Source organism: Allobosea sp. P1_B10, assembly GCF_056406735.1.
This window is the reverse complement of the sequence record NZ_JBFTZP010000018.1, coordinates 1-20672: the sequence shown is the minus strand read 5'-3', so window position 1 is coordinate 20672 and position 20672 is coordinate 1. Positions and strand designations below refer to the sequence as shown.

General features: G+C 61.1%; 16 protein-coding genes and 1 pseudogene. 8 read left to right on the top strand and 9 right to left on the bottom strand.

Annotated elements, in window-relative coordinates; all coding sequences use genetic code 11:
• Nucleotides 1–137: 137 nt before the first annotated feature.
• The 3 genes from AC1D2L_RS23710 to AC1D2L_RS23700 all read right to left on the bottom strand — a co-directional run bounded on the left by AC1D2L_RS23710 (nucleotide 138) and on the right by AC1D2L_RS23700 (nucleotide 2945).
• The gene (locus AC1D2L_RS23710; protein ID WP_476848365.1) at nucleotides 138–740 is read right to left on the bottom strand and encodes a protein-S-isoprenylcysteine O-methyltransferase; all 603 of its coding nucleotides are present in this window, start codon (nucleotides 738–740) and stop codon (nucleotides 138–140) included.
• Nucleotides 737–1960 (bottom strand): hypothetical protein, encoded by a 1224-nt coding sequence (locus AC1D2L_RS23705; RefSeq protein WP_476848364.1) that lies wholly within the window; start codon nucleotides 1958–1960, stop codon nucleotides 737–739. The genes AC1D2L_RS23710 and AC1D2L_RS23705 overlap by 4 nt, the downstream gene beginning before the upstream one ends.
• Before the next feature lie 220 nt (nucleotides 1961–2180).
• Nucleotides 2181–2945 (bottom strand): IclR family transcriptional regulator, encoded by a 765-nt coding sequence (locus AC1D2L_RS23700; RefSeq protein ID WP_476848363.1) that lies wholly within the window; start codon nucleotides 2943–2945, stop codon nucleotides 2181–2183.
• Nucleotides 2946–3244: 299 nt separating this feature from the next.
• Between AC1D2L_RS23700 and AC1D2L_RS23695 the strand changes: the two genes are divergently transcribed.
• Nucleotides 3245–4595, top strand: a protein-coding gene (locus tag AC1D2L_RS23695) for an IS3 family transposase (RefSeq protein WP_476848362.1) whose coding sequence is annotated in 2 segments (ribosomal slippage) — nucleotides 3245–3582 and nucleotides 3581–4595 — 1353 coding nt in all. Because the reading frame shifts where the segments join, the coding sequence is not laid out codon by codon here.
• 512 nt (nucleotides 4596–5107) lie between these two features.
• Here the strand turns inward: AC1D2L_RS23695 and AC1D2L_RS23690 are convergent.
• From AC1D2L_RS23690 to AC1D2L_RS23665, 6 genes are all read right to left on the bottom strand, one after another.
• Nucleotides 5108–6181, bottom strand: coding sequence for an AI-2E family transporter (locus AC1D2L_RS23690; protein ID WP_476848361.1), 1074 nt, complete (start codon nucleotides 6179–6181; stop codon nucleotides 5108–5110).
• Nucleotides 6182–6315: 134 nt separating this feature from the next.
• A complete protein-coding gene (locus AC1D2L_RS23685; protein ID WP_103875814.1) occupies nucleotides 6316–6570 on the bottom strand; it encodes a hypothetical protein in 255 nt (84 codons plus the stop codon).
• Nucleotides 6571–6681: 111 nt separating this feature from the next.
• On the bottom strand, nucleotides 6682–8379 hold the full coding sequence (aspT, locus tag AC1D2L_RS23680) for an aspartate-alanine antiporter (RefSeq protein WP_476848360.1): 1698 nt from the start codon (nucleotides 8377–8379) through the stop codon (nucleotides 6682–6684).
• A 93-nt stretch (nucleotides 8380–8472) separates the two neighbouring features.
• Nucleotides 8473–10125 (bottom strand): bifunctional aspartate transaminase/aspartate 4-decarboxylase, encoded by a 1653-nt coding sequence (locus AC1D2L_RS23675; RefSeq protein WP_476848359.1) that lies wholly within the window; start codon nucleotides 10123–10125, stop codon nucleotides 8473–8475.
• A gap of 45 nt (nucleotides 10126–10170) precedes the next feature.
• Nucleotides 10171–11862 carry an aspartate-alanine antiporter gene (aspT, locus tag AC1D2L_RS23670; RefSeq protein ID WP_476848358.1) on the bottom strand — a complete coding sequence of 564 codons (1692 nt, stop codon included), beginning with the start codon at nucleotides 11860–11862 and terminating at the stop codon, nucleotides 10171–10173.
• 77 nt (nucleotides 11863–11939) lie between these two features.
• Nucleotides 11940–14663 (bottom strand): decarboxylase, encoded by a 2724-nt coding sequence (locus AC1D2L_RS23665; protein WP_476848357.1) that lies wholly within the window; start codon nucleotides 14661–14663, stop codon nucleotides 11940–11942.
• A 219-nt stretch (nucleotides 14664–14882) separates the two neighbouring features.
• On the opposite strand from AC1D2L_RS23665, the gene AC1D2L_RS23660 reads away from it, so the two are divergent.
• The 7 genes and pseudogenes from AC1D2L_RS23660 to AC1D2L_RS23630 form a co-directional block, all read left to right on the top strand.
• Nucleotides 14883–15173, top strand: a complete 291-nt coding sequence (locus AC1D2L_RS23660) for a hypothetical protein (RefSeq protein ID WP_476848356.1) — start codon at nucleotides 14883–14885, stop codon at nucleotides 15171–15173.
• Nucleotides 15121–16896: a DUF3300 domain-containing protein gene (locus tag AC1D2L_RS23655; protein ID WP_476848355.1), complete on the top strand. Its 1776-nt coding sequence runs from the start codon at nucleotides 15121–15123 to the stop codon at nucleotides 16894–16896. Before AC1D2L_RS23660 ends, AC1D2L_RS23655 begins: the two co-directional genes overlap by 53 nt.
• 50 nt (nucleotides 16897–16946) lie before the next feature.
• Nucleotides 16947–17882 carry a DUF2950 domain-containing protein gene (locus tag AC1D2L_RS23650; protein ID WP_476848354.1) on the top strand — a complete coding sequence of 312 codons (936 nt, stop codon included), beginning with the start codon at nucleotides 16947–16949 and terminating at the stop codon, nucleotides 17880–17882.
• 77 nt (nucleotides 17883–17959) lie between these two features.
• Nucleotides 17960–18994: pseudogene (locus AC1D2L_RS23645) on the top strand (transposase); the annotation flags it as partial.
• A gap of 301 nt (nucleotides 18995–19295) precedes the next feature.
• Complete coding sequence (locus AC1D2L_RS23640; RefSeq protein ID WP_476848353.1) at nucleotides 19296–19601, top strand: DUF3489 domain-containing protein; 306 nt, start codon at nucleotides 19296–19298, stop codon at nucleotides 19599–19601.
• Entirely contained in the window at nucleotides 19598–20062 is a 465-nt protein-coding gene (locus AC1D2L_RS23635; protein ID WP_476848352.1) for a DUF2924 domain-containing protein, read from the top strand. Before AC1D2L_RS23640 ends, AC1D2L_RS23635 begins: the two co-directional genes overlap by 4 nt.
• Nucleotides 20059–20672: recombinase family protein (locus AC1D2L_RS23630; RefSeq protein WP_476848351.1), on the top strand; the 614-nt coding region annotated here is incomplete at its 3' end. The genes AC1D2L_RS23635 and AC1D2L_RS23630, both read left to right, overlap by 4 nt.

The following is a 20672-nucleotide window of genomic DNA, read 5'->3' as shown; positions in this document are numbered from 1 at the left end:
GCACGCATTATCATCTCAGATGCCGTGGGCGATTTCAATTGGCACGAAACCTGCCGGCTTGGCTGCGTTGAATTATGGTTGCCAAACGACACGTGTACCAACTGTTTTCGGCCGTGTCTTCGTATCGTCACGGCTCGCTAGCGTGGCCGATGAGCGATGTAAAGACGCGGCACAACGCGGCCTGTACGATTCATGTAGCTCCGATACTCGTCGCCGAACGCCGCGCTCATCAGATTTTCTTCTTGCCTGACACGGAAGAAATAGAGCGTTCCGAAACCAATGAGTCCGGCGGGTCCCGAAATCCAGTTCGGTAGAAGGAGCGCTTGCGCCACAGCCCAAAGCCAAAAGGCAGTATACATGGGGTGGCGAACGTAGGTGTAAACGCCATAAGTTATTAGCTTATGACTTTCTCGAAGATCGAGGGAAACGGACCAATTTCGGCCGAGGGCGCGATGGGTCAAATAAAACAGAAGCAATGATGCGGCAGCGAGAAATGCCCCTGCCCAGGCCAATGTGGGCTGGAATGCGTACCTTGCAAACCGCGGGAATCCGAATGCCACATAGGTAAAAGGCAATATCCCTAAGCCGGTGAAAGAGATGCTCAAAAGGATTCGCTCCCTGAGCCCACGCGCGGAGCGGAAAACCGGCGTCCGGCGAGAACGTCGCTCATGTGGAATGCGGATGACGTACCAACCAATTGCGAGGACCAGATAAATCGCCTTGGCAACGGCAAGGGTCATAGCTTCATGGCCCCGGCGGCGTTGAATTCTTCTGGGCCGCTATCTAATTCGATCAATTGACCGTCTGCGCCGAATAAATCCATGGTACCTCGCTCCAATCGTGCGCTCTGCTCCGCGGAGATCGGGCCGCAGATCGACATGAAATAGTCGTAGGGGGCCCGCCTATCGTTCGCCCTAACGAACTGGCAGTGCATCTTGTACCAGTTCCTTCGGATGCGCGGATAGCGTTCTGGGGCAATCATCCGACGAATACTGACATTGCGAACAATTGGAGAGGCAGCGGCAGGCAGCTTCAAATCTCGCAGAAGCTCCGCGCCATAGAAGTTCATCACATCAGAACGAGCTCTGTAATCCGCCCACAACACGTCGGGATTTGCGCTGACGCGCCCAACCGCTGCGCGAAATCGGCGTGCGGCGCGGTGAAGGCCAATCTTGAGAATAGAGCCTCCAACCGAAAGGAACGCCAGCTTTCCGGCGGCGCGGTGCCCGAGTTGAAGCTTCGTGGCGCGATCAAGAAGGTCTATTGCAAGCACAGCGCCCAAGCTGTGCCCGACAATGAGAATCTCGTCTATAGCTTCGTCTTGAGAACTGGCTGCGATTTCCGCGGCGACCCGCTGTATCCGATTATCCAAAGTGTCATTACCATATCTAATATAATGGCGCGCAAAAATCCAATCGTCCAGAAGAAGATCAATATATAGCCAGCGGCTGGACGCGCGCATCAGAAAGAAACCTACAAATAAAAAAGCAACTCCACCCCAGAAAATGCTACCTGTTAATTCAGAAACGAAATATGCCGCCCACATAGAAATTATTATAACAATTGATAGAATCAAAAATGGATAAACGAAAAATATAGCGTAACGCCAATTTGATTTAAGATAGGCGATGAGCGCTCCTGCGCTAAGAAAATCAAAAAAGGCTACCACGCTACACTTCAAGCGACCCCATGCGGAGCGCGTTATCGATTCGGCTATTAAATCATCCCACCGAACCAAGCGTAACTCGGTTTCGGTGCGCCAGTTTGGCCCTGCCGTATACACCCGCCAACTTGCGAGATCTTCGTCAGCTTCTAGCTCAGAAATTGTCGCGCGCACACTCCAGGCGCGTTCGAAACGTCGCAACTCATTGGCGAAACGGTCGAACACCACCGATGGCGGCGCAGGATCATAGCCCCCCACATGATACACTCTGCGTTTGAAAACCTGGGACGTACTCATTCCGGAGGCATTCCGGCCATGCTGCTTGATGACATGAACTTGCAGTTTCGTTCCATATTAAGCAGACGTCACCTCTCGGGCCCCGCCGCTTACATTCCACAGCAAACGCTGTAAGGTCTCACCGGGAAGCACTCCGAAGGAAGATCCTCGCCACCTCAAACTGGGGCGGGATGTTAGCGACGTTTAACATGCTGACTGCACAAATAAGACGACAGGGCTTTCAGATCTCATATGCGGCCTCGGTTCTTGGGAGTTTCAGGTCACGCGAAATCCTCTCGGCAGTCGCCAGGACGCGCTCCGCCATTGCCGGGATGGCTTCCCGAGTTAGTCGGCTGGACGATCCCGATATGCAGACTGCCGCTTCGGTGACTCCGCCGACGCATCTGATTGGAGCAGCAATCTCGCATTTCATTCCGTCGAATTCATTCCAGTGAGCGGCATATCCTTGCAGGCGAATCTCCTCGAGCTCGCGCTGTAACGCTCCAAGATCATGCTGCGATGAAATTGTTGCAAGAGTGCATTTTTCCAACTTGCCAGTCATTTCGAGAGGATGAAAAGCAAGGATCGCTTTTCCTCCTGCGCAAGCGACGGCAGGCAATTTTGTGCCGACCTCGAATTCTGCTCCTGCTGGCTCAGGCACGTTCAATCCGGCAGCAATGACAATCTCCCTGTCTGCAATGATTGCCAGACAAGCCGATTCGCCTGTGCTCATTACGAGATCTGAAAGATGGTAATCCGCAACGCGCTTTAGATCCGCCTTAGCCTTCCAGCAAAATCCCAGACTCCACAATTTTGGAGAAAGTGTAACAATTTTTGAATTGTGAGATATTGATATGTATCGCGATTCTTCAAGAACTCTTAATGTTTCATAAAGTTTTTTTCGTTCAAAATTCGTATGAGAATCAAGTTGATCTATGGTTTTATGATAATTACTATCGGCCAAAGCTTCCAGGATAGCCATCCCAGCTTCGAAAGACACATTCATGATCAACCTCATGACATTAAAATGGTTGAGAGCTTATGTCCGCATTATCTAGACCAAGATATCGGGGCTCACGCCAACACGGCATCCTGCAACTCAACGTCTACGCATGGGTACACGAGGTAGTTTGGTATGGTCGATACTGATCCGATTGCCTTCCCAAGGCCAGCGCAGATCAAGCTGCTCCCCATCTTTTTCGAGGCGCGCAGACCGCTTTCTGTCCGCCGTCAGCGCTCTTGAGACAGTTTAGGGGTTTCGGGAAGGGAGGATTTCTGGATCATCGCAGCCATTCAGGAGCGTAGATGAGACAGAGATCCGGGCCGGAGAAAGCGCCGGCAGAGCAGGTCGTGAAGGACATCCGCCGAGCGACGCGCCTGCAGTTCTCGGCGGAAGAGAAAATCCGCATCGTGCTGGAAGGCGTACGCGGCGAGGAGAGCATCGCCGAGCTGTGCCGGCGCGAGGGGATCGCCTCGTCGATGTATTACGGCTGGTCAAAGGAGTGCCTCTATGTCGGCAAGCACCGTCTCGCCGGTGACACCGCCCGCGCTGCAACGTCGGACAAGGTGAAGGAACTGCGTCGTCAGGCGCAGGCCCTGAAGGAGGCCGTGGCCAATCTCACCCTGGAAAACCGCCTGCTTAAAAAAGCATGCTGGCGGATGGGGAAGACGACACATGAGATATCCTGCCTCCGAGAAGGCCGAGATCATCCGGCTCGTGGAAGCCTCGCACCTGCCAGCGCGACGCACGCTGGACAAGCTCGGCATTCCCCGCGCCACGTTCTATCGCTGGTACGATCACTATCTCTCCGGCGCGGTCGAGGCGCTCGCCGATCATCGCTCGAGGCCGGATTGTATCTGGAACCGGCTTCCCGACCCGATCCGGGACGAGATCGTCGACCTGGCGCTGCGCGAGACAGAGCTGACCCCACGCGAACTGGCGGTGCGCTTCACCGACGAGAAGCGCTACTTCGTCTCGGAAGCCTCGGTGTATCGGCTGCTGAAGGCGCATGATCTCATCACCAGCCCGGCTTACATCGTCATCAAAGCGGCGTCCGAGTTCAAGGAAAAGACGACGGCGCCCAACCACCTCTGGCAGACCGACTTCACCTACCTGAAGATCACGGGCTGGGGCTGGTATTATCTCTCGACCGTGCTCGACGACTTCTCCCGGTTCATCGTCGCTTGGAAGCTCTGCGCCGCGATGCTGGCAGACGACGTCACCGCCACGCTCGATCTGGCTCTGGCGGCAGCGGGGCTCGACCAGATCACGGTCGCTCATCGACCCAGGCTGTTGAGCGACAACGGCAGTTCCTACATCTCTGCCGACCTCGCCTCCTGGCTCGACGGCAAGGGCATGAAACACGTTCGCGGCGCGCCCTATCATCCCCAGACGCAGGGCAAGATCGAGCGCTGGCACCAGACCCTGAAGAACCGCATCCTGCTAGAAAACTACTATCTGCCCGGCGATCTCGAACGGCAGGTTGCCGCCTTCGTCGAGCACTACAACCATGACCGCTACCACGAGAGCCTCGGCAACCTCACGCCCGCCGATGTCTACTTCAGCCGCGGGCAGGCCATCCTCACCGAACGCGAAAGGATCAAGCGCCAGACTATCCAGGTGAGACGCTTGCAGCATCGGCTGCAGGCCGCATAACCTCAAACCTAGATGAGCCAGAACCTCCGTTCCTGAGAAACAAAAACGGTCTCAAATTATCTGACGACGGACAAGCGCAATCGGAGCGCGCCTAGCTCGTGCGAGCAACTTCAGCTCTCCACCCAAGCGGGGCGCTCGGACGGAGTAAAGGCGCGAGGCCGCGCACCGCCACAAGCGGAAGTTGGCGCGTTGCCCGAAAGCGGACATTCCTCATTGGTAATTACGACTTCCGCTCCCTACCCCAATTGGACGTTAACGGCGTATAGGCGACGCTGGAGTTGTTTCCTTACGCTGGAAAATCCCGCTTTTCGGCAGGCTGTTCCCCTGTTCGTTTGTCGCTTGATTGACCATATTCCACGAGGAAAGGTCCACCGGTGGATATCCTTCATCGGCCAATGGACGATAGACTTTACGGCATTTCGCTTCAGTTTATTCTGGCAACGCGCCTTTGCGTCGCTCCCGCCAAAGGAAGGCACCTGCGCGAACGCAATAACTTCAGTAAAATGAGTGAATTACACAGAATTATTCTGCAGCCATTCGGTCAATAACACATAGCTGACAGCCAGAAGGACAGGGCCGACGAACAGGCCGAGGAGGCCATCGACAATCAATCCACCAAGAACTCCAATAAGAATGATCGGCATGGGAACTTCGAGGCCCCTGCCCAAAACCAGCGGCCTGAGGATATTGTCGCTGAGACCGACAACAATGTTCCAGATGAGAAAGATGGTCGCCGGCTGCGTTGCCTCGAAATAAAAGACGTAACCGACAACGGGCAGGGTCAGCAGGATCAACGGGATCTGCATGATGCCCAGCAGCAACGCCACAAGCGTCAGCGGACCGGCTGCCGGGAGCCCGATGGCGAAGAAGCCGCAGCCAAGGAGCAGCGACTGTATCAGCGCCACGCCGACGACGCCGAGGCCCACACCGCGGATCGTGGCGGCGGTCAACGTGACCAGGCGCGCGGCACGCTCGTCACTTCCTGTAATCCGCTCGAGCGTGCGGTGGGCAAACCCGGCCGCCCTCTGGCCGTGAACGATGAGCACGGCGGCGATCGCGAAAGAAGCGACGAACGACAATTCGGCGATGGCGAGGTCACCGGCGAAGGAGGCGAGCCATGCCACTGGGCCACTCACCAGATGGCCATATTTTGAGAGTGCAGCGGGCAGGTTGGAAGCGACGAGTGTCCAGATCTCCGTCAGCTTTTTGCCGACCAGTGGGGTGCCGTCGAGCCATAGCGGTGGCTGCGGCATCGTCACACCCTGGGCCTGCAAGCTCGAAATCGCCGAATAGAGCGACGTCGCCAATGATGTCACCAATATCACCATCGGCCCCAGCATCAGAGCCACGCCGATCAGGCCGATCAGCAGTGCCGAGCCGCGATGTCCGAGCCGCGGCGCCAGACGCAGATGGAGCGGGTGCAGCATCACCGCCAGGATCGCCGACCAGATCAAAAGGAAAGCGAAGGGCAAGACGATCCGGGCACAGGCGTAGACCAGCAGGCCCACCAGCCCGATTCGAATCGCGCTGTCGATCAAGGTCGAGGGTTCGATCGGATCGCGAAGGTTCGGCGCCTTCCTGTCCATGGCTCTGTTCCTTGCTCAACGCATCGCGCAAGCTTGCGCGCCCGGCGCAATAGCCAGCCCAACCTGAGTTGGACTGGCCAGTTGGCGCCAGGAGCGTCGGCGGAGCTCCGCCGGACACGGCCGAGCAGGCGCTTTCAGCGCCTTCCCGCCCGATTGACCGGACCACCGCGATTCATCGGCGTTCCCGCCCGCACTCCCACGCCTGGCGCGCCGACACCCGGTGTTGCCACGGCACGCGCGACCGGCCTTGGCCGGAGCACGACGCCAGGGCGTGCGATACAGCCAGCAGGATAGCTGACGTACTGGCAGTAGACCGCGGCACTGACGTCCTCGGTACCGGTTGAGACGAAGGTCGCGACCAGTGCGGACATAGCGATAAGCAGCTTCATTGTTACCTCCATCAATCGTTCTTCGGGGTAGGCCCTACGAGACGGTGCGATGCCGAGTAGCCAAAGGCGTCAGGATCGAACGTTGACGGACATGTCCCATCGAACGTTCGATCAGATTGTCATCAGCGCAATCAGCACGGGGCCCCAGGCTGTCAGAAGAATATTGCCGATGGCATAGGGGACCGTGTAGCCGAGAGCCGGGATGCTGCTTTGGGCCTCGTCCTGAATGGCCCTGAGGGCGGCGGTGATCGTGCCGGCACCGGCGCAGGCGCCCAGCACGATGAGCGGATCCATCCTGAGAGCGTAGCGACCGAACAGAATCCCGACGGTGTGCGGGATGAGGGACGATGCCAGCCCGACGGCCACAAGGCTGACGCCCGTCGCTTTCAGGCCGGCGACGAAGCTTGGGCCGGCACCGAGCCCGACGATGCCGATGAACATGCAGAGTCCAACCGTATCGAAAATCCAAATCGCTGGTTCTGGAATGCGGCCGAAGAACGGGTAGACGGAACGCAGCCAGCCGAAGAGCAGGCCCATGAACAAGGCGCCGCCGCTGGCGGTCAGTGTGAGCGGCACCCCCCAGACGCCGATCGAGAGCAGGCCGAACAGGCCTCCCAGGAAAATCCCCAGCCCTACGAAGACCATGTCGGTCGCCGGCGTCCGTCTGTCCGAATAGCCGATCACGGCTGCGACGCGTTCAACCTCCGTCAGGGGGCCTACCAGGGACATGACGTCGCCGCGATTGAGCCGCGTCGTCGGGATCACCGGCATGGCGATGCCCGAACGCGTCAGCTTGGCGAGGAAGACCCCGCGTGCGAACTGACCCTCGGCCAGTTCGGCCAGCGACGTATCGTCGAGCTTGCGGCTTGTCACGATGACGTCGAGCGCTTCGAGCGGAATGTCCAGCAGCTCGGGGTCGCTGACCTCGGGGCCGATGACATCGCCGCGTGCTGCGTGCACCTCGAAGCGTGCCATCACCGCGATGACGTCGCCGGCCCGGACTCGATGCTCCGAGGCATAATCAAACAGGACATCGCCACTACGGCCGCGCAGGACGAAGACGCGAGATTTCTTTGGCCGGGCTTCCAGTTCCGCAATCGTCTTGCCAAGCAGTTGGGCGTTCTCGACCCGATAGGCGCGCACATCGAACAGGCGAGCAGCCGATGTGATGCCATCGGCCTCGCCGGGCGAGCCCGTCTTGTCGGAATGCGATGCTGCCGTGGCTTTGCGAGCGGCGTCGCGCAGGTCAATGCCCATGAGCTTGGGGCCGACCTTCGGCAGGAACCAGACGAGCGCGGTTGTCCCGACCAGATAGGTGACGGCGTAGGCCACCGGAATATTGTTTACGAGCGCCCGGCGCTCGGCTTCCGGCAGGTCGAGCCGCTGGATCGCCTCTCCGGCGGTTCCAATGACCGTCGATTCGGAGAAAGCGCCAGCCAGGAGACCAGCCGCGGTGCCCATGTCGTAGCCGAGCAGTTTCGCGAAGGTCAGCGCCATCAGGAGACACGTCACGCACAGGACGACCGTGAGCGCCATCTGCGGAAGCGCATCCTTCTTCAGGGCTCGAAAGAACTGAGGGCCGACCTTGTAGCCGGTCGTGAAGAGGAACAGGTCGAAGAAGACCGCTTTGACAGTCGGGGGGATCTTGATGTCGAGCTGGCCGACCAGCACTCCCGCCAGCAGGCAGCCGACGACGACACCCAGGCTGAAGCTCCCGAATTTCAGCCTACCGATCAGAAAGCCGAGCGCGACCGTCAGGAAGATGGCGAGCTCGGGGTTGTTCCGCAGGGCCTCCACCAAGAAATTCATGCCGGACCTCTCTGCAGAATGACCGGATGATCGACCGGCGAGACGAACCGGTCGACAGCCCGATGGAGCTGCTGCGCGTAATGCGGCCTTAGTTCACTTCACTTTGGCGGGCACCGCGCCGCCAGGCGATTTCGTTTTGGTTAGGGCGAGATTGTAGGCATCGAAGGCTTGTCGGTAGCCGCGGGCGACCGCTCGCGTGGCCCGCCCGATCTGACTGTAGACCTCGTCGTCGAGATTGGCGAAGGAGACGCGAACCGACCAGTCGGGCGCGTGGAAGCCGCCGCCATTGAGCAGCACGATGCCGTGATCCTCCGCGAGCCGGAACACGATGTCGAGCGGGTGAACGTGTTCCTTCATATAGGCCACGACCTCCGGCCCGACATATTTGTTGGCCCAGAATTCGAAGTCGATCAGGCCGTAATAGCGATCATGCAGCAGGTTTTCGGGCACCTCGATGCCCAGCCCCTCGATCATCCGCTCGGCTCTCGCCCTGACGATGCCCATGCAGGTCTTCTGGTAAAGCTTGGCCTCGTCCATCAATTCGGAAAGCGAGAACATCGACATCATCACCTGCTGCGGCAACGAGAGCCCGGCGGTGTGATTGAGTGCGATGTCGCGGCTGTCGGCGACGATGCGGTCGATCAGTTTCATGTCGCGCGGCTTCAGCGTCAGAGGCCCGTAGCGGGAATCGAGCGCCGTCGAAATTTTCTCAGGATGAGCGGCGATCGCCTTGTCGAAGATGTTCTCACGATGGATGGCGATGACGCCCAGCCGCCAGCCGGTACAGCCGAAATATTTCGAGTAGGAGTAGACGCCGATCGTATTGCGGGGCAGTGCGCCAAGCAGGCCGCGGAAGCCCTTCACGAAGGTCCCGTAGACATCATCGGTCAGCAGAAGGAGATCGGGGCGCTTCGTCTCGACCAGCTTGACGATCTTGGCGATCGTCTCTTCGCTCAGGGCAACCGCATAGGGATTGCCCGGGTTGACGACGAAGAAGGCCTTGACCTTGGGGTCCTCGAGCTTCTTCAGCTCTTCATCCGTGAACTGAAAGCGGTTCTCCTGCGGCGCTGCCACCGAGACGATGTTGAGCCCGTAATCCTCGAGATGCGGCATTTCGAGATAGGGCGTGAAGATCGGCGTTGCCAGCGCGATCGTATCCCCCGCGTTCAGCAGGCGGTTGGCCTTCAGTGACTTGAAGATGTAGCACATCGCGGCCGTGCCGCCTTCGACGGCGTAGAGGTCGAACTGGCCGGATGGGCGCGGATCGCCGCACATCGCCCACATCAGATACTCATGAACGACACGCTCGTTATGGACGAGCATGCGATCGGGCACCGGATAGTTGTCGCCGATGATCGAGTCGACGAGCTCATGGACGAAGGCGTCCGGCTTGAAGTCGAACTTCTTGACCGCGAAGGAGACCATGTCGCCCAGGAAGGTGGCGCCGGGCGCATCCTTGTGTTCCGCCAGCCAGTCCTCGAGACGTTTGGCGATGCCATCGGCCTTTGGCATCCCGCCGATGCCGGCCGGCTTGTTCATCACGCGCCGGCTCTCCGTGATCGCGAATTGCCCGAGCAGGAAGAAACCCTCGCGCGGTGTCATCGCCACCCAGTTCGGATTGCCGCGGCCGGCATTGAGAAGAGCGATCGAGGATTCCTGCGAGGTCAATTTGGCGAGACGGATGAGCTCGTCCTTGATCTCGAAGGGGCTGAGTTTCTCGAAGGTCCGCAGGGTGACAGGATCCATGACGTTCTCCCGACAAGAATGAAATCGAATGAATTCGAGGCGCCGCTAGGCCAGAAGCATGATGATCACCATGCCCCAGATGGTCAGAAGCGTGTTTCCGACGGCATAGGTCACTGTGTAGCCGAGCGCCGGAACCTGGCTTCCTGCGGTTTCGCAGATCATGCCGAGGGCCGCCGTTGTCGTACGAGCGCCGGCGCAGGCGCCGAGTAGGATGGCTGGATCGAACCGGAACACATACTTGCCGGCGAGCATCGCGAGGATCAGCGGGATGGCGGTGGCGAGCGCACCCCAGAGAAACAGGCCGACCCCTTGCGTCTGCAGCCCTTTGACGAAGCCCGGGCCGGCGGAGATGCCGACGACGGCGATGAAGATGTTGAGGCCGACGGAGTTCATGAACCAGACGGTCGAGCTGGGAATGCGGCCGAAGACGGGACGCACCGAACGCAGCCAGCCGAAGACGAGGCCCGAGATCAACGCGCCGCCCGCGGTCGACAGCGTCAGCGGGACGCCTCCGACCTTGAAGACGAGCGCGCCAACCAACGCACCGAGCGTGATGGCAGCACCGATGAAGGCGACATCGGCGACGTCGCTCGGGCGGTCGGCATGGCCGATGACCTTGGCGACCGCGGCAATATCCTGCGTCCGGCCGACGATGGTGATGATGTCGCCGCGGTGGATGACGGTGTCACGCAGGATGGGGATGTTCACGGCGGTGGCGCCTCGAACGATCTTTCGAAGGAAGACGCCGCGTGCCGCAGGCATCTGCGAGAGTTCGGCGAGGGTCTTGCCGTCGGCGTCCTTGCTGGTGACGTAGACATCGACGCCTTCGGCCTTCACATCGAGAAGTTCCGGATCCTCGACCTCATCGGCGTTCTGGCCGATCAGGTTGACGAGAACATCGCGCGGCCCTGCGATGGCGATGATGTCGCCCTCCTGCAGGATCGTGTCGGTTGTGGCGTCCTCGATGCGGCCATTGCGCCGCACACGCTCGACGAACACGCGCGCGTCGGGCACGAGCGCTTCGGCGTCCGCCGCGCGCAGCCCGATAACCTTGGCGCCGCTACGCACCCGAAAGGCGCGCAACTCGAAGCGCCGCCAGACGGAGCCGGGGCCGCCAAGCTCCGCGCCACCGCCGAGCCGTGCTTCGTAGTCCTTGCAGGCTTGGACGAGATCGATGCCGAGGAGCTTCGGTCCCAGCAGCGCCAGGACCATGGCAGAGCCCACGGTGCCGAAGATATAGGTAACCGCATAGGCGACCGGCATCGCGTCGAGATATTCCTTGGTCTGCTCGGCAGAGAGCCCCAGGCGGTTGATCGCGTCGGTCGCCAGGCCCATCGAGGCCGAGATCGTCTGCGAGCCGGCATAGAGGCCAGCTGCATATCCTGGATGGTACCCGGCAAACTTGGCGATGATGACGGGAACCGCGAGGCAGAACACGGTAACGAGGACCGCGAAGATCGCCTGCGGCGCGCCGTCCTTGGCGATGCCCCGGACGAACTGGGGTCCGACGCCGTAGCCGACCGCGAACAGGAACATCAGAAAGAACGTCGATTTCACATTGGGGGAGATCGTGATGCCGAGCTGCCCGATCACGACCGCGGCGATGAGCGTCGAGGTCACTGCGCCCAAGCTGAAGCCTTTATAGGCGAAGCCGCCGACGTAATAGCCGATCGCCAGCGACAGAAAGAGAGCGATCTCGGGGTAACTGCGTAACGTGCTAACGAACCAGTCGAACATTCCGATCCCCTCTTGCTGGAGTTCGAGGCCGCCGGCTTGCCGGCGAGCCCGTTAGAGCTTGGGCTTGCCTGGCATTCTCATTTCTTCTTGCTTGCGAGGACGTCCGGCTTCAGCAATTTGAGGCCTTTTGCTTTCTCGTAGCCGTGGATTTCCTTCACATCGAGCTTGCGCATGAAGGTGATCGTCTCATGCGTGACGACTTGACCGGGCACGAGGATGGGGAAGCCGGGCGGGTAGGGAATGACGAAATTGGCCGAGATCAGCGCCGGACCCTTGTCGATGCGGCGGTCGCATTCGGGGCTGTCTATGCGCAGATACTCGCACTTCTCTTCCTTATAGGCAGAGAAGAAGGCAGTGCGGATGTCGCCCTCAGGGGTGGTTTTGCCGGCATCCGTGCGAAACGCGTCGTGGAACCGGCTGAAATTCGGCAGGTCGGGCACATTCTTCATCAGGCTGTGCACGCGAGCGGCGAAGGCCTTGCGCTCGTCCTCGCCGCCCCGGCGCAGGCGCGCCTCGATCTCATTGCTGATCTTGAGCAGAACGCCGATCAGGAGCGCGACATCGCTGCGGGTGTTGTTGATGTTGGACTGCAGCAGCACCGAGTTGCGTGAGGTCTTGTTGACCTGGATGTTGTATTGAGCGGCCAGCAGGCCCTTGAACGAGGTGCCATCGAAACCCGCTGTTCCGCAGACCAGCGTCATGCGGGTCGGATCGAGGCAGAACTCGTCTTCCCGCATGCTGCGCAGCTGATCGTCCCAATGCGTGTCGGGCGCGAGGAAATCGACGAAGCCACTGGTTCGGTACTCGCGCGGGACCATCCCGTCGGCGCCCACGACCCTGAAGTATTTCGAGATGACCGGATGCACGGCGATCTCGTGCCTGATGTCGAGCGCGACTTCGATCGCATTCATCACCAGCCCGTAGCCTTCCAGCTCCATCTGCCGGCGTGCGACGTCGAGGCTGGCGATGAGCTGCTGGTTGGGGCTGGTCGAGGCATGGGTGAAGATGGCCTCGTGGAACTGCGCCTCGACCCTGTGAAAGTCGACATCCCTGACGAGCACCATCGACCCCTGCCGGATTGCCGACATCGACTTGTGCGTTGAATTGGTCTGGTAGACGCGCAGCCTGAGCGCGGCGGGATCGGGCACCAGGCGCGTATCGAGCAGCGTTTCGATGGATGGGTTCGCGCCGAGCCCCTCGCGCTGCTTCTTGTGCTGGATGGCCGCGTCGGGATCCTGTGCCCATGCCTCGATATCGGCGGCGGCGCCCATCGCGGTCCGTGGCCTGAGGAAAGGCGACCAGCGCGCGAAGCCGAACCAGGCCTCGTCCCACAGGAAGATCAGGTCCGGCTTGATGGCAAGGCATTCCTCCATCACCCGCCGGGTGTTGTAGATGTGGCCATCGAAGGTGCAATTGGTCAGGTCGACCATCTTGACGCGGTCGAGGCGGCCTTCGGCCTCGAGGTCCAGCAGCGCCTTCTTGATGGTGCGCAGCGGCACCGCTCCGTACATCGAGAATTCCGTCATCGGGAAGGCCTCGACGTAGAACGGCTGGGCACCGCACAGCATCAGACCGTAATGGTGGGATTTGTGGCAGTTGCGATCGAGGATGACGATGTCGCCGGGCCCGATCAGCGCCTGCAGCACCATCTTGTTGGAGGTGCTCGTTCCGTTGGTCACGAAGAAGACCTGGTCGGCGCCGAACGCGCGCGCCGCCATCTCCTGTGCCCGCTTGATGTTGCCTGTCGGCTCCAGAAGGCTATCGAGGCCGCCGGTCGTGGCGCTGCTTTCCGCCAGGAAGAGATTGATGCCGTAGAACTGCCCCATGTCGCGGATCCAGGGCGAGCGGAAGACCGACTTGCCGCGTGCGATCGGAAGGGCGTGGAAGGTGGCGACAGGCCGTTGCGCATAGCGCTTGAGGTTGTCGAAGAACGGCGTGTCGTAGCGCGCCTCGATGCCTTCGAGCACCGAGAGATGAAGTTCGAGCGGCTCCTCGATCTGATACATGACGCGGCGGATCATGGCGGCCCGCGGGTCGCCTGCGAGCTTCTCGACGCGGCGGTCCGACAAAAGGTAGATGTCGAGTTCGGGCCGGATGGCCTTGAGTCCGGCCGCGAGGCGCAGCGCCAGATCGGCCTCATCGGCCTTGTCGAGATAGGGTTGCTGCGCGGCGAGCACGCTACGCAGCACCGGGGCATCGTGCCGCGACTTCAACGCAAAGCCTTCATAGATGACGACGGCGGCGATGTTCGGGTTGAGCACGGCCGCACAGACCGCATCCTCCAGACTGCCGACCATCACCGTCTCGTAGACGAAAGCGTCCTCTGGCCGCCGCAGCCGGCGGAATTCCGCAGCCATATGCGGCCAGCGCGCCATCGGCGCCGGTGTCACCGCCAGCATCTCGAAATAAGGCCGATAGGTCGATGACTCTCCCAGCGATGATGGAAGCATGTCGACCGGATCCGCCATCGACAGATCGACCGCCTGCCACTCCTTGGAATCGTGCTTGTAATTGCCCGTGATGATCGCGACCGAAATCCGCTTGGCCAGGGCGAGAAAGCCGCTGGCATCGTCGCTCTGCAACCGCTCCCGCAGGGCGGCTAGAAGCTCCCGGCCCGGGAAGGCATGGAATTCCTCGATCGCGCCGAGCTCCTGGAGCGTCGCCTCCACCATGCTGCGGGCCGTCTCACCCCTGGACCAGGAGCGCGCGACCGCGTGAAGGTCCCGCCAGCGATCCGTGCGGCCGGAAGGAGCCGAGAAGAAATGATCGATCGAACGGGATTCCTGAACTGCAGAGGCCATCGCGAATCCTTCCTCCGATCGCGCGATCCGCGTTTCAGCGGCCGGAGGCCAAGCTCAGCACAAGGAAAGAAGCCGGCGTATTGTCCTTAGGGACAGGGTGCCCGTTTTCGGGAATGTGATAGTACTTGCCGCACTCTCGGGCAAAAATACATGCAATTTTACTACTGATATAAAGCCTGTAACCGCATCGAAAAAATGGACCTATACAGATAATTCAAGTTGAGTTCATCGTTGATGATCTGCGGAGTCTATAAAATGCAGGCAAATCAAATTGTTCGCATCATGTGCCTAATTGTCGGCGGAGCGATCCTGTGGACCCTCGGTGCTCAACCGGCAACGGCCTGCAACCGGACAGCCGGATGCGCGATGGATGTTCTGCTTGAGGATCACGACATGATGCAGAATGGCCGGATGAGCGAAGCAATGCGCGCGGGCCGTGAAAACGTCGAGGCTTCTCGTGCGCTGCAAGCGGCGCCGCAGGCGGCGAGCCGGCCACCAGCAAGGAAATGATCGCGACCGTGCCACTGGCCCGGGAGATGTTTGTGCGGAGGCGCGCTTGGCCAGGAAAACCAACCATCTGCTGACGGTTCTCGCCAGCGTCATCGCGAGCGGGTTTATGTCTCAGGCGCTCGCACAGACAGCGCCGCCTCCTGCGCAGCCCCAACCACCGGTCGGAGTTGAGACGGGTCAGAGCGAGCAGCTTCTGCCCGGGGCTCAACTCGATGCACTGGTGGCGCCGATCGCGCTCTATCCGGACACGTTGCTGGCGCAGGTCCTGATGGCATCGACTTATCCGCTTGAGGTGGTGCAGGCGGACCGGTGGGTAACGGCCAACAAGAATCTCAAAGGCGACAAGCTGAAGGCCGCCGCCGAGCAGCAGCCCTGGGATGTCAGCGTCAAATCCCTGGTCGCGACTCCCGCCGTGCTCGATATGATGAGCAAAAACCTGAATTGGACGCAGAAGCTCGGCGATGCGGTCCTGGCCCAGCAGCCCGATATCATAGACGGCGTCCAACGGATGAGGACGCGGGCCTATGACGCCAAAAAGCTGTCCTCTGGATCCCAGCAGACAGTTTCGGTCCGGCAGGAGAGTGGCAGGCAGACGATCGTGATCGAGCCTGCCCAACCGGACACGGTCTATGTGCCCTATTACGATCCGGCGGTGGTCTACGGCACCTGGCCCGATCCGGCCTATCCTCCCTATTACTTCCCGGCACCGGGCTACATCGCCCCCGGTGTCGTCGCGACGGGCCTCGCCTTCGGCGCGGGCTATGCGCTAGGGCGCTGGAACAACGGCAATTATTGGGGCGGCAACGTCAACTGGAACAACAACAACATCAATATCAACCGCGATCGTGTGACCCATTGGGAGCATAATCCCCAGCATCGCCACGGCGTCCAGTATCGCAACAATGCAGTCCAGCAGAAATTTGCGAACAAAAATCTGCGCGCCGGCAGCGAAGGCAGGATGGATTTTCGCGGGCGCAGCGGCGACCAGGTGCTGCAGCCGGGCGGCAATCGTGGCAATGCGGGGGCGGCCGCCCGCCCCGAGCAACGACCCGCCGACCGTGCAAATGCGGCCAATAGACCCGATCGCGGGCAAGGCGACCGCGCAGGAGCGGGGAATCGAGGGGATCGGCCCGGCGGCGGAGATCGCGCGCGGCCTGGCGGTGCAGGAGCGGGACGACCCGCAACCGAGCCGAGGCGTCCCGACGCCGGCGCAAACCGCCGCGCGCCGACGCGCGACAGCGCGTTCAGCAACATGCAGCCAGGCCGGGCAGCGAACCTCCAGGCACAGCGCGGGCATGCGAGCATGGCTCGTGCGCCGGGCGGCGGTGGACGGACCATGCATGCCGGTGGCGGCGCCATGCGCGGCGGCGGCGGCGCTCATATGTCGCGCGGCGGTTTTGGTGGCGACGGAGGCCGGGGTGGAGGCGGAGGCCGGGGCGGCGGCGGTGGGCGTCGATCCGACATCCAGCTGAAGAACCATGTCATGCTGCTCGGGCACATGGACAGCGGGCTCGGGTTCTATCGCTTCGAATATGGCGGCTCCACGATGACCTATGTCGGCGTGATCGCCCAGGAAGTTCAGCGCGTGGCACCTTCCGCCGTTTGGCGCGGCGCGGACGGCTATCTGCGGGTCGATTACCGTCAGCTCGGCATTCCGTTTCAGACCTTCGACCAATGGCAGGCCTCGGGCGCGCGCGTGCCGGCGGGCACCGGCCGACATTGACACACCACCGGCGCCTTCAGGGCGGGTTTACTCAACAGGGATGCAGTTCCATGATCCTCACATGGCCAGCAGTGCATCTGCTTGTTCGCCTGCTCTGCGCGAGCGCGGCTGGAGTTGCCGCATTTTCGACGGCAGCGCGAGCGCAGGAATTGTTCAAGTCACCAGATGAGGCGGCCACAGCGCTGGTGGCTGCTGCCCGCGACGACAATTTTCCGCGCTTTCGCAAAATCCTCGGGATCTCCGGACGCGAGATCCTGTTCTCCGGTGACGAGGTCCAGGATGCAAGCGATCGCCAGCGCTTCCTCGCGGCCTACGACAATCGGCACTCGATCAGCGAAAAGGACGCGACGGCAACTCTTCTGGTCGGGCAGGACGACTTCCCGTTCCCGATCCCGATCGTGCGTTCAGATAATGGCTGGAAATTCGACGTCGAGATGGGCCGAAAGGAGATCGTCGCCCGTCGCATCGGCCGCAACGAGCTTGATGCCGTGCAAACCAGCCTGGCCTTCTTCGATGCGCAACAGGAGTATGCGACGAAGAATCTTGGTTCGCAGGGCGCAGGTGTCTATGCGCAAAGAATCGTAAGCCGGCCTGGTATGAAAGACGGTCTGTATTGGCCGACAGAACCCGGGCAGGAGCAGAGTCCTCTCGGTGAGCTCGCCGCCCGGGCGGCGTCTTTGGGATACACGGTTGATGAGGGACGGCAGCCTTTCCATGGCTACTATTTCAAGATCCTGACAAGACAGGGCCCGGCGGCTCCCGGAGGAAAGATCGATTATCTCGCAAGAGGCAAGATGATCGGCGGTTTTGCCCTCCTGGCCTATCCGGCGGAGTATGCGAGATCCGGGTTGACGAGCTTCCTGATCAGTCACGCCGGAACGGTCTATCAAAAGGATCTCGGCCGCGACACACGCTACATCGCCGACCGGATGCTGAGCTTCAATCCGGGTGACGGCTGGGAGAAGGTGACGCCCGAAATGCCTTAGCAGGGCCGGGCGGCAGCCCGGCGCGGCAAGGGCGAGAAGCCAGGACCTGACCTGCCATCCGGGCTTGTCGTGTTTGCTTCCGCGACAGCGATCTGCTGCGCGAGGTCTTCGAGACGACGGTTCGACGCTGCATGGCGGAAGGGCTGGTCGGTGGCGAGGGATTTGCCGTCGATGCCAGCCTGATCAAGGCCGACGCCAACCGCCAAACCGGCGTGCCCGGCAAGGACGGGTTGACGCCCGAGGCCGCCAATCATGCGGTGCGCGAGTATCTGGCCGTTCTGGACGATGCCGCCTTCGGCGCGGCGACGCCGGTCGTGCCGAAGTTCATCTCGCCGGCCGATCCTGCCGCGCGCTGGACAGCCGCCCATGGTGGGCAGGCCTTCTTCGCCTATGCGACGAACTATCTGATCGACCTCAAGCATGCCGTCATCATGGACGTCGAGGCGACCACGGCCGTGCGGCAGGCCGAGGTCGGCGCCGCGCGAACCATGATCGGGCGCACCCAGGACAGGTTCGGCACCTGGCCTGAGAAGCTGGTCGCAGACGCCGCCTATGGCTCGGCCGAGAACCTGGCCTGGCTGGTGCACGAGCGCGGGATCGAGCCGCATATTCCGGTGTTCGACAAATCCCGGCGCCGGGACGGCACCTTCAGCCGCTCCGACTTCGCCTATGATCACAATCGCGATCTCTACATCTGCCCGGGCGGCCACGAGCTGCGGCAGTTCCGCAGGCCCTTCGCGGTGCCGCGCGACGGTATCGATCCTGAAGGCCTCATGCGCTACCGGGCGATCAAGAGCGACTGCGACGCCTGTTCCCTGAAGCCAAAGTGCTGTCCGAAAGATCCTGCTCGCAAGGTCCTCCGCTCCATCCACGAAGGCGCCCGCAACATGGCGCGAGACATTGCCGCCACTGATGCCTACGTCACCTCGCGACGCGAGCGGAAGAAGGTCGAGATGCTGTTTGCGCACCTGAAGCGCATCCTCAAGCTCGACCGCCTGCGCCTGCGAGGACCGTGCGGCGCCCGCGACGAGTTCCTCCTCGCAGCCACCGCCCAGAACCTCAGGAAAATGGCGAAGCTGATGCCGGCCGGAGCACTGCCCCTAGCGGCATGAGGGCGAACACCTCTCTCACAAAGCCACACAGCCTCAGTCGATAGCCAAGCCGACGCCGACTTCTTCAACACAATCGACCAACTGCGGAAGTGTGGGGGGACTTCAGGATCAACGTCAGATCTGACAGCCGCCGACGGTTTTTAACCGCTCAATCGACTGGACTTCGTTCGCACAACAAGCATTGGTGTCCATGGCGACGCGACGAGACGCGCCGATCTTCTGAGGCAACCCTGCCGGCCTGGCGCCGCGGCGGGGTCGCGGTGGTGACGGGGATGACCCCGTCTGCCCCGAGGAGATCATCATGTTGCGTCGAACCAGCAAGACCGCGCCAGCCGCTTTATCCCAACCTCCGGTAGCCATCACCACCGGCGTGATTTCAGCCCCGCGTCCGAGCAGCAAACTTGGCATCGTGCTCGATCTGCTGCAGGCAACGGAAGGCGTCAGCCTGACTAAACTCGTATCAGTAACGAACTGGCAGCCTCATACCGTACGAGCAGCTCTCACCGGCTTGCGAAAGCGCGGATACGCCATCGCGATCGAAATGGGCGTTGCCGCAGATGGCGCGAGGATTTCGGTCTACCGTATCGCTGCGAGGCAGGCCCAATGAGCCCGATCAGGCAGCCCAGGACGGCCAAGCCCACGGTATCGGGACTGACCGACGAGTTGACGAGCCTCTCCACGCTGGGCTTCGATGAGCTGCGCGGCCGCTTCCGCAGACTCTACCGCACTTCAGCTCCCGCCGGCCTCTCGCGCGAGATGGTCGCGCGCCTGGTTGCTCATCGCATGCAAGAGCAGCAACTCGGCAAGCTCAACGCCGAACTGGCACGCCACCTGGCAAAGCTGGCGCGGGGTCAGGAGACCCGTCGACGGATCAAGACAGGATCCGTGCTGGTGCGCGAGCATGATGGAGTTAGCCATGAGGTCGTGATCGTTCCCGATGGCTTCCTTTGGAATGGTGAGACCCATCGCAGCCTCTCGACCTTGGCCAAGCGCATTACCGGCACGACCTGGAACGGCCCGCGCTTCTTTGGTCTCCGGCAACGCCCACCCGGCCGGGTGTCGCCATGATCACGCCCGCCACAACCAAGCCGCAGCGTTGCGCGATTTACACCCGCAAATCGACCGAGCATAATCTCGACCTCGCCTTCAACTCGCTCGATGCTCAGCGCGAAGCCTGCGAGGCCTATATCAAGAGCCAGGCCCATGAGGGCTGGAACCTGATTGGCGATCGCTTCGATGATGGCGGCTTGTCTGGCGCCTCATTGGAACGCCCTGCCCTGCAGCAATTACTCGATGCGGTTCGAGCGAAACGCATTGACATCATCGTCGTCTACAAGGTTGACCGGCTGACGCGCTCGCTTGCAGATTTTGCCAAGCTGGTTGAGCTCTTCGATGAGCACGGCGTTTCATTCGTCTCTGTGACCCAGTCGTTCAACACAACAACGAGCATGGGCAGGCTGACTTTGAATGTCTTGCTGTCATTCGCCCAGTTTGAGCGTGAGGTCATCGGTGAACGCGTCCGCGACAAGATCGCTGCCTCTAAGACCAAAGGTCTCTGGGTCGGTGGTCCCATCCCCCTCGGCTATCGCAGCGAGAAGAAGCAGCTCATCACCGTCGAGCAGGATGCTGCGCTGGTGCGTCGCATCTTCAAGCTCTATCTCGATCTCGGCACGGTCGG

Excerpts from the sequence above, each read along its gene's own strand:
- AC1D2L_RS23690 (WP_476848361.1), bottom strand. The coding sequence starts at position 6,181 with ATGGACAGGAAGGCGCCGAACCTTCGCGATCCGATCGAACCCTCGACC.
- AC1D2L_RS23710 (WP_476848365.1), bottom strand. The coding sequence starts at position 740 with ATGACCCTTGCCGTTGCCAAGGCGATTTATCTGGTCCTCGCAATTGGT.
- AC1D2L_RS23675 (WP_476848359.1), bottom strand. The coding sequence starts at position 10,125 with ATGGATCCTGTCACCCTGCGGACCTTCGAGAAACTCAGCCCCTTCGAG.
- AC1D2L_RS23705 (WP_476848364.1), bottom strand. The coding sequence starts at position 1,960 with ATGAGTACGTCCCAGGTTTTCAAACGCAGAGTGTATCATGTGGGGGGC.
- AC1D2L_RS23635 (WP_476848352.1), top strand. The coding sequence starts at position 19,598 with ATGAGCCCGATCAGGCAGCCCAGGACGGCCAAGCCCACGGTATCGGGA.
- aspT (WP_476848358.1), bottom strand. The coding sequence starts at position 11,862 with ATGTTCGACTGGTTCGTTAGCACGTTACGCAGTTACCCCGAGATCGCT.
- AC1D2L_RS23650 (WP_476848354.1), top strand. The coding sequence starts at position 16,947 with ATGATCCTCACATGGCCAGCAGTGCATCTGCTTGTTCGCCTGCTCTGC.
- AC1D2L_RS23665 (WP_476848357.1), bottom strand. The coding sequence starts at position 14,663 with ATGGCCTCTGCAGTTCAGGAATCCCGTTCGATCGATCATTTCTTCTCG.
- AC1D2L_RS23685 (WP_103875814.1), bottom strand. The coding sequence starts at position 6,570 with ATGAAGCTGCTTATCGCTATGTCCGCACTGGTCGCGACCTTCGTCTCA.
- AC1D2L_RS23700 (WP_476848363.1), bottom strand. The coding sequence starts at position 2,945 with ATGAATGTGTCTTTCGAAGCTGGGATGGCTATCCTGGAAGCTTTGGCC.
- AC1D2L_RS23640 (WP_476848353.1), top strand. The coding sequence starts at position 19,296 with ATGTTGCGTCGAACCAGCAAGACCGCGCCAGCCGCTTTATCCCAACCT.
- aspT (WP_476848360.1), bottom strand. The coding sequence starts at position 8,379 with ATGAATTTCTTGGTGGAGGCCCTGCGGAACAACCCCGAGCTCGCCATC.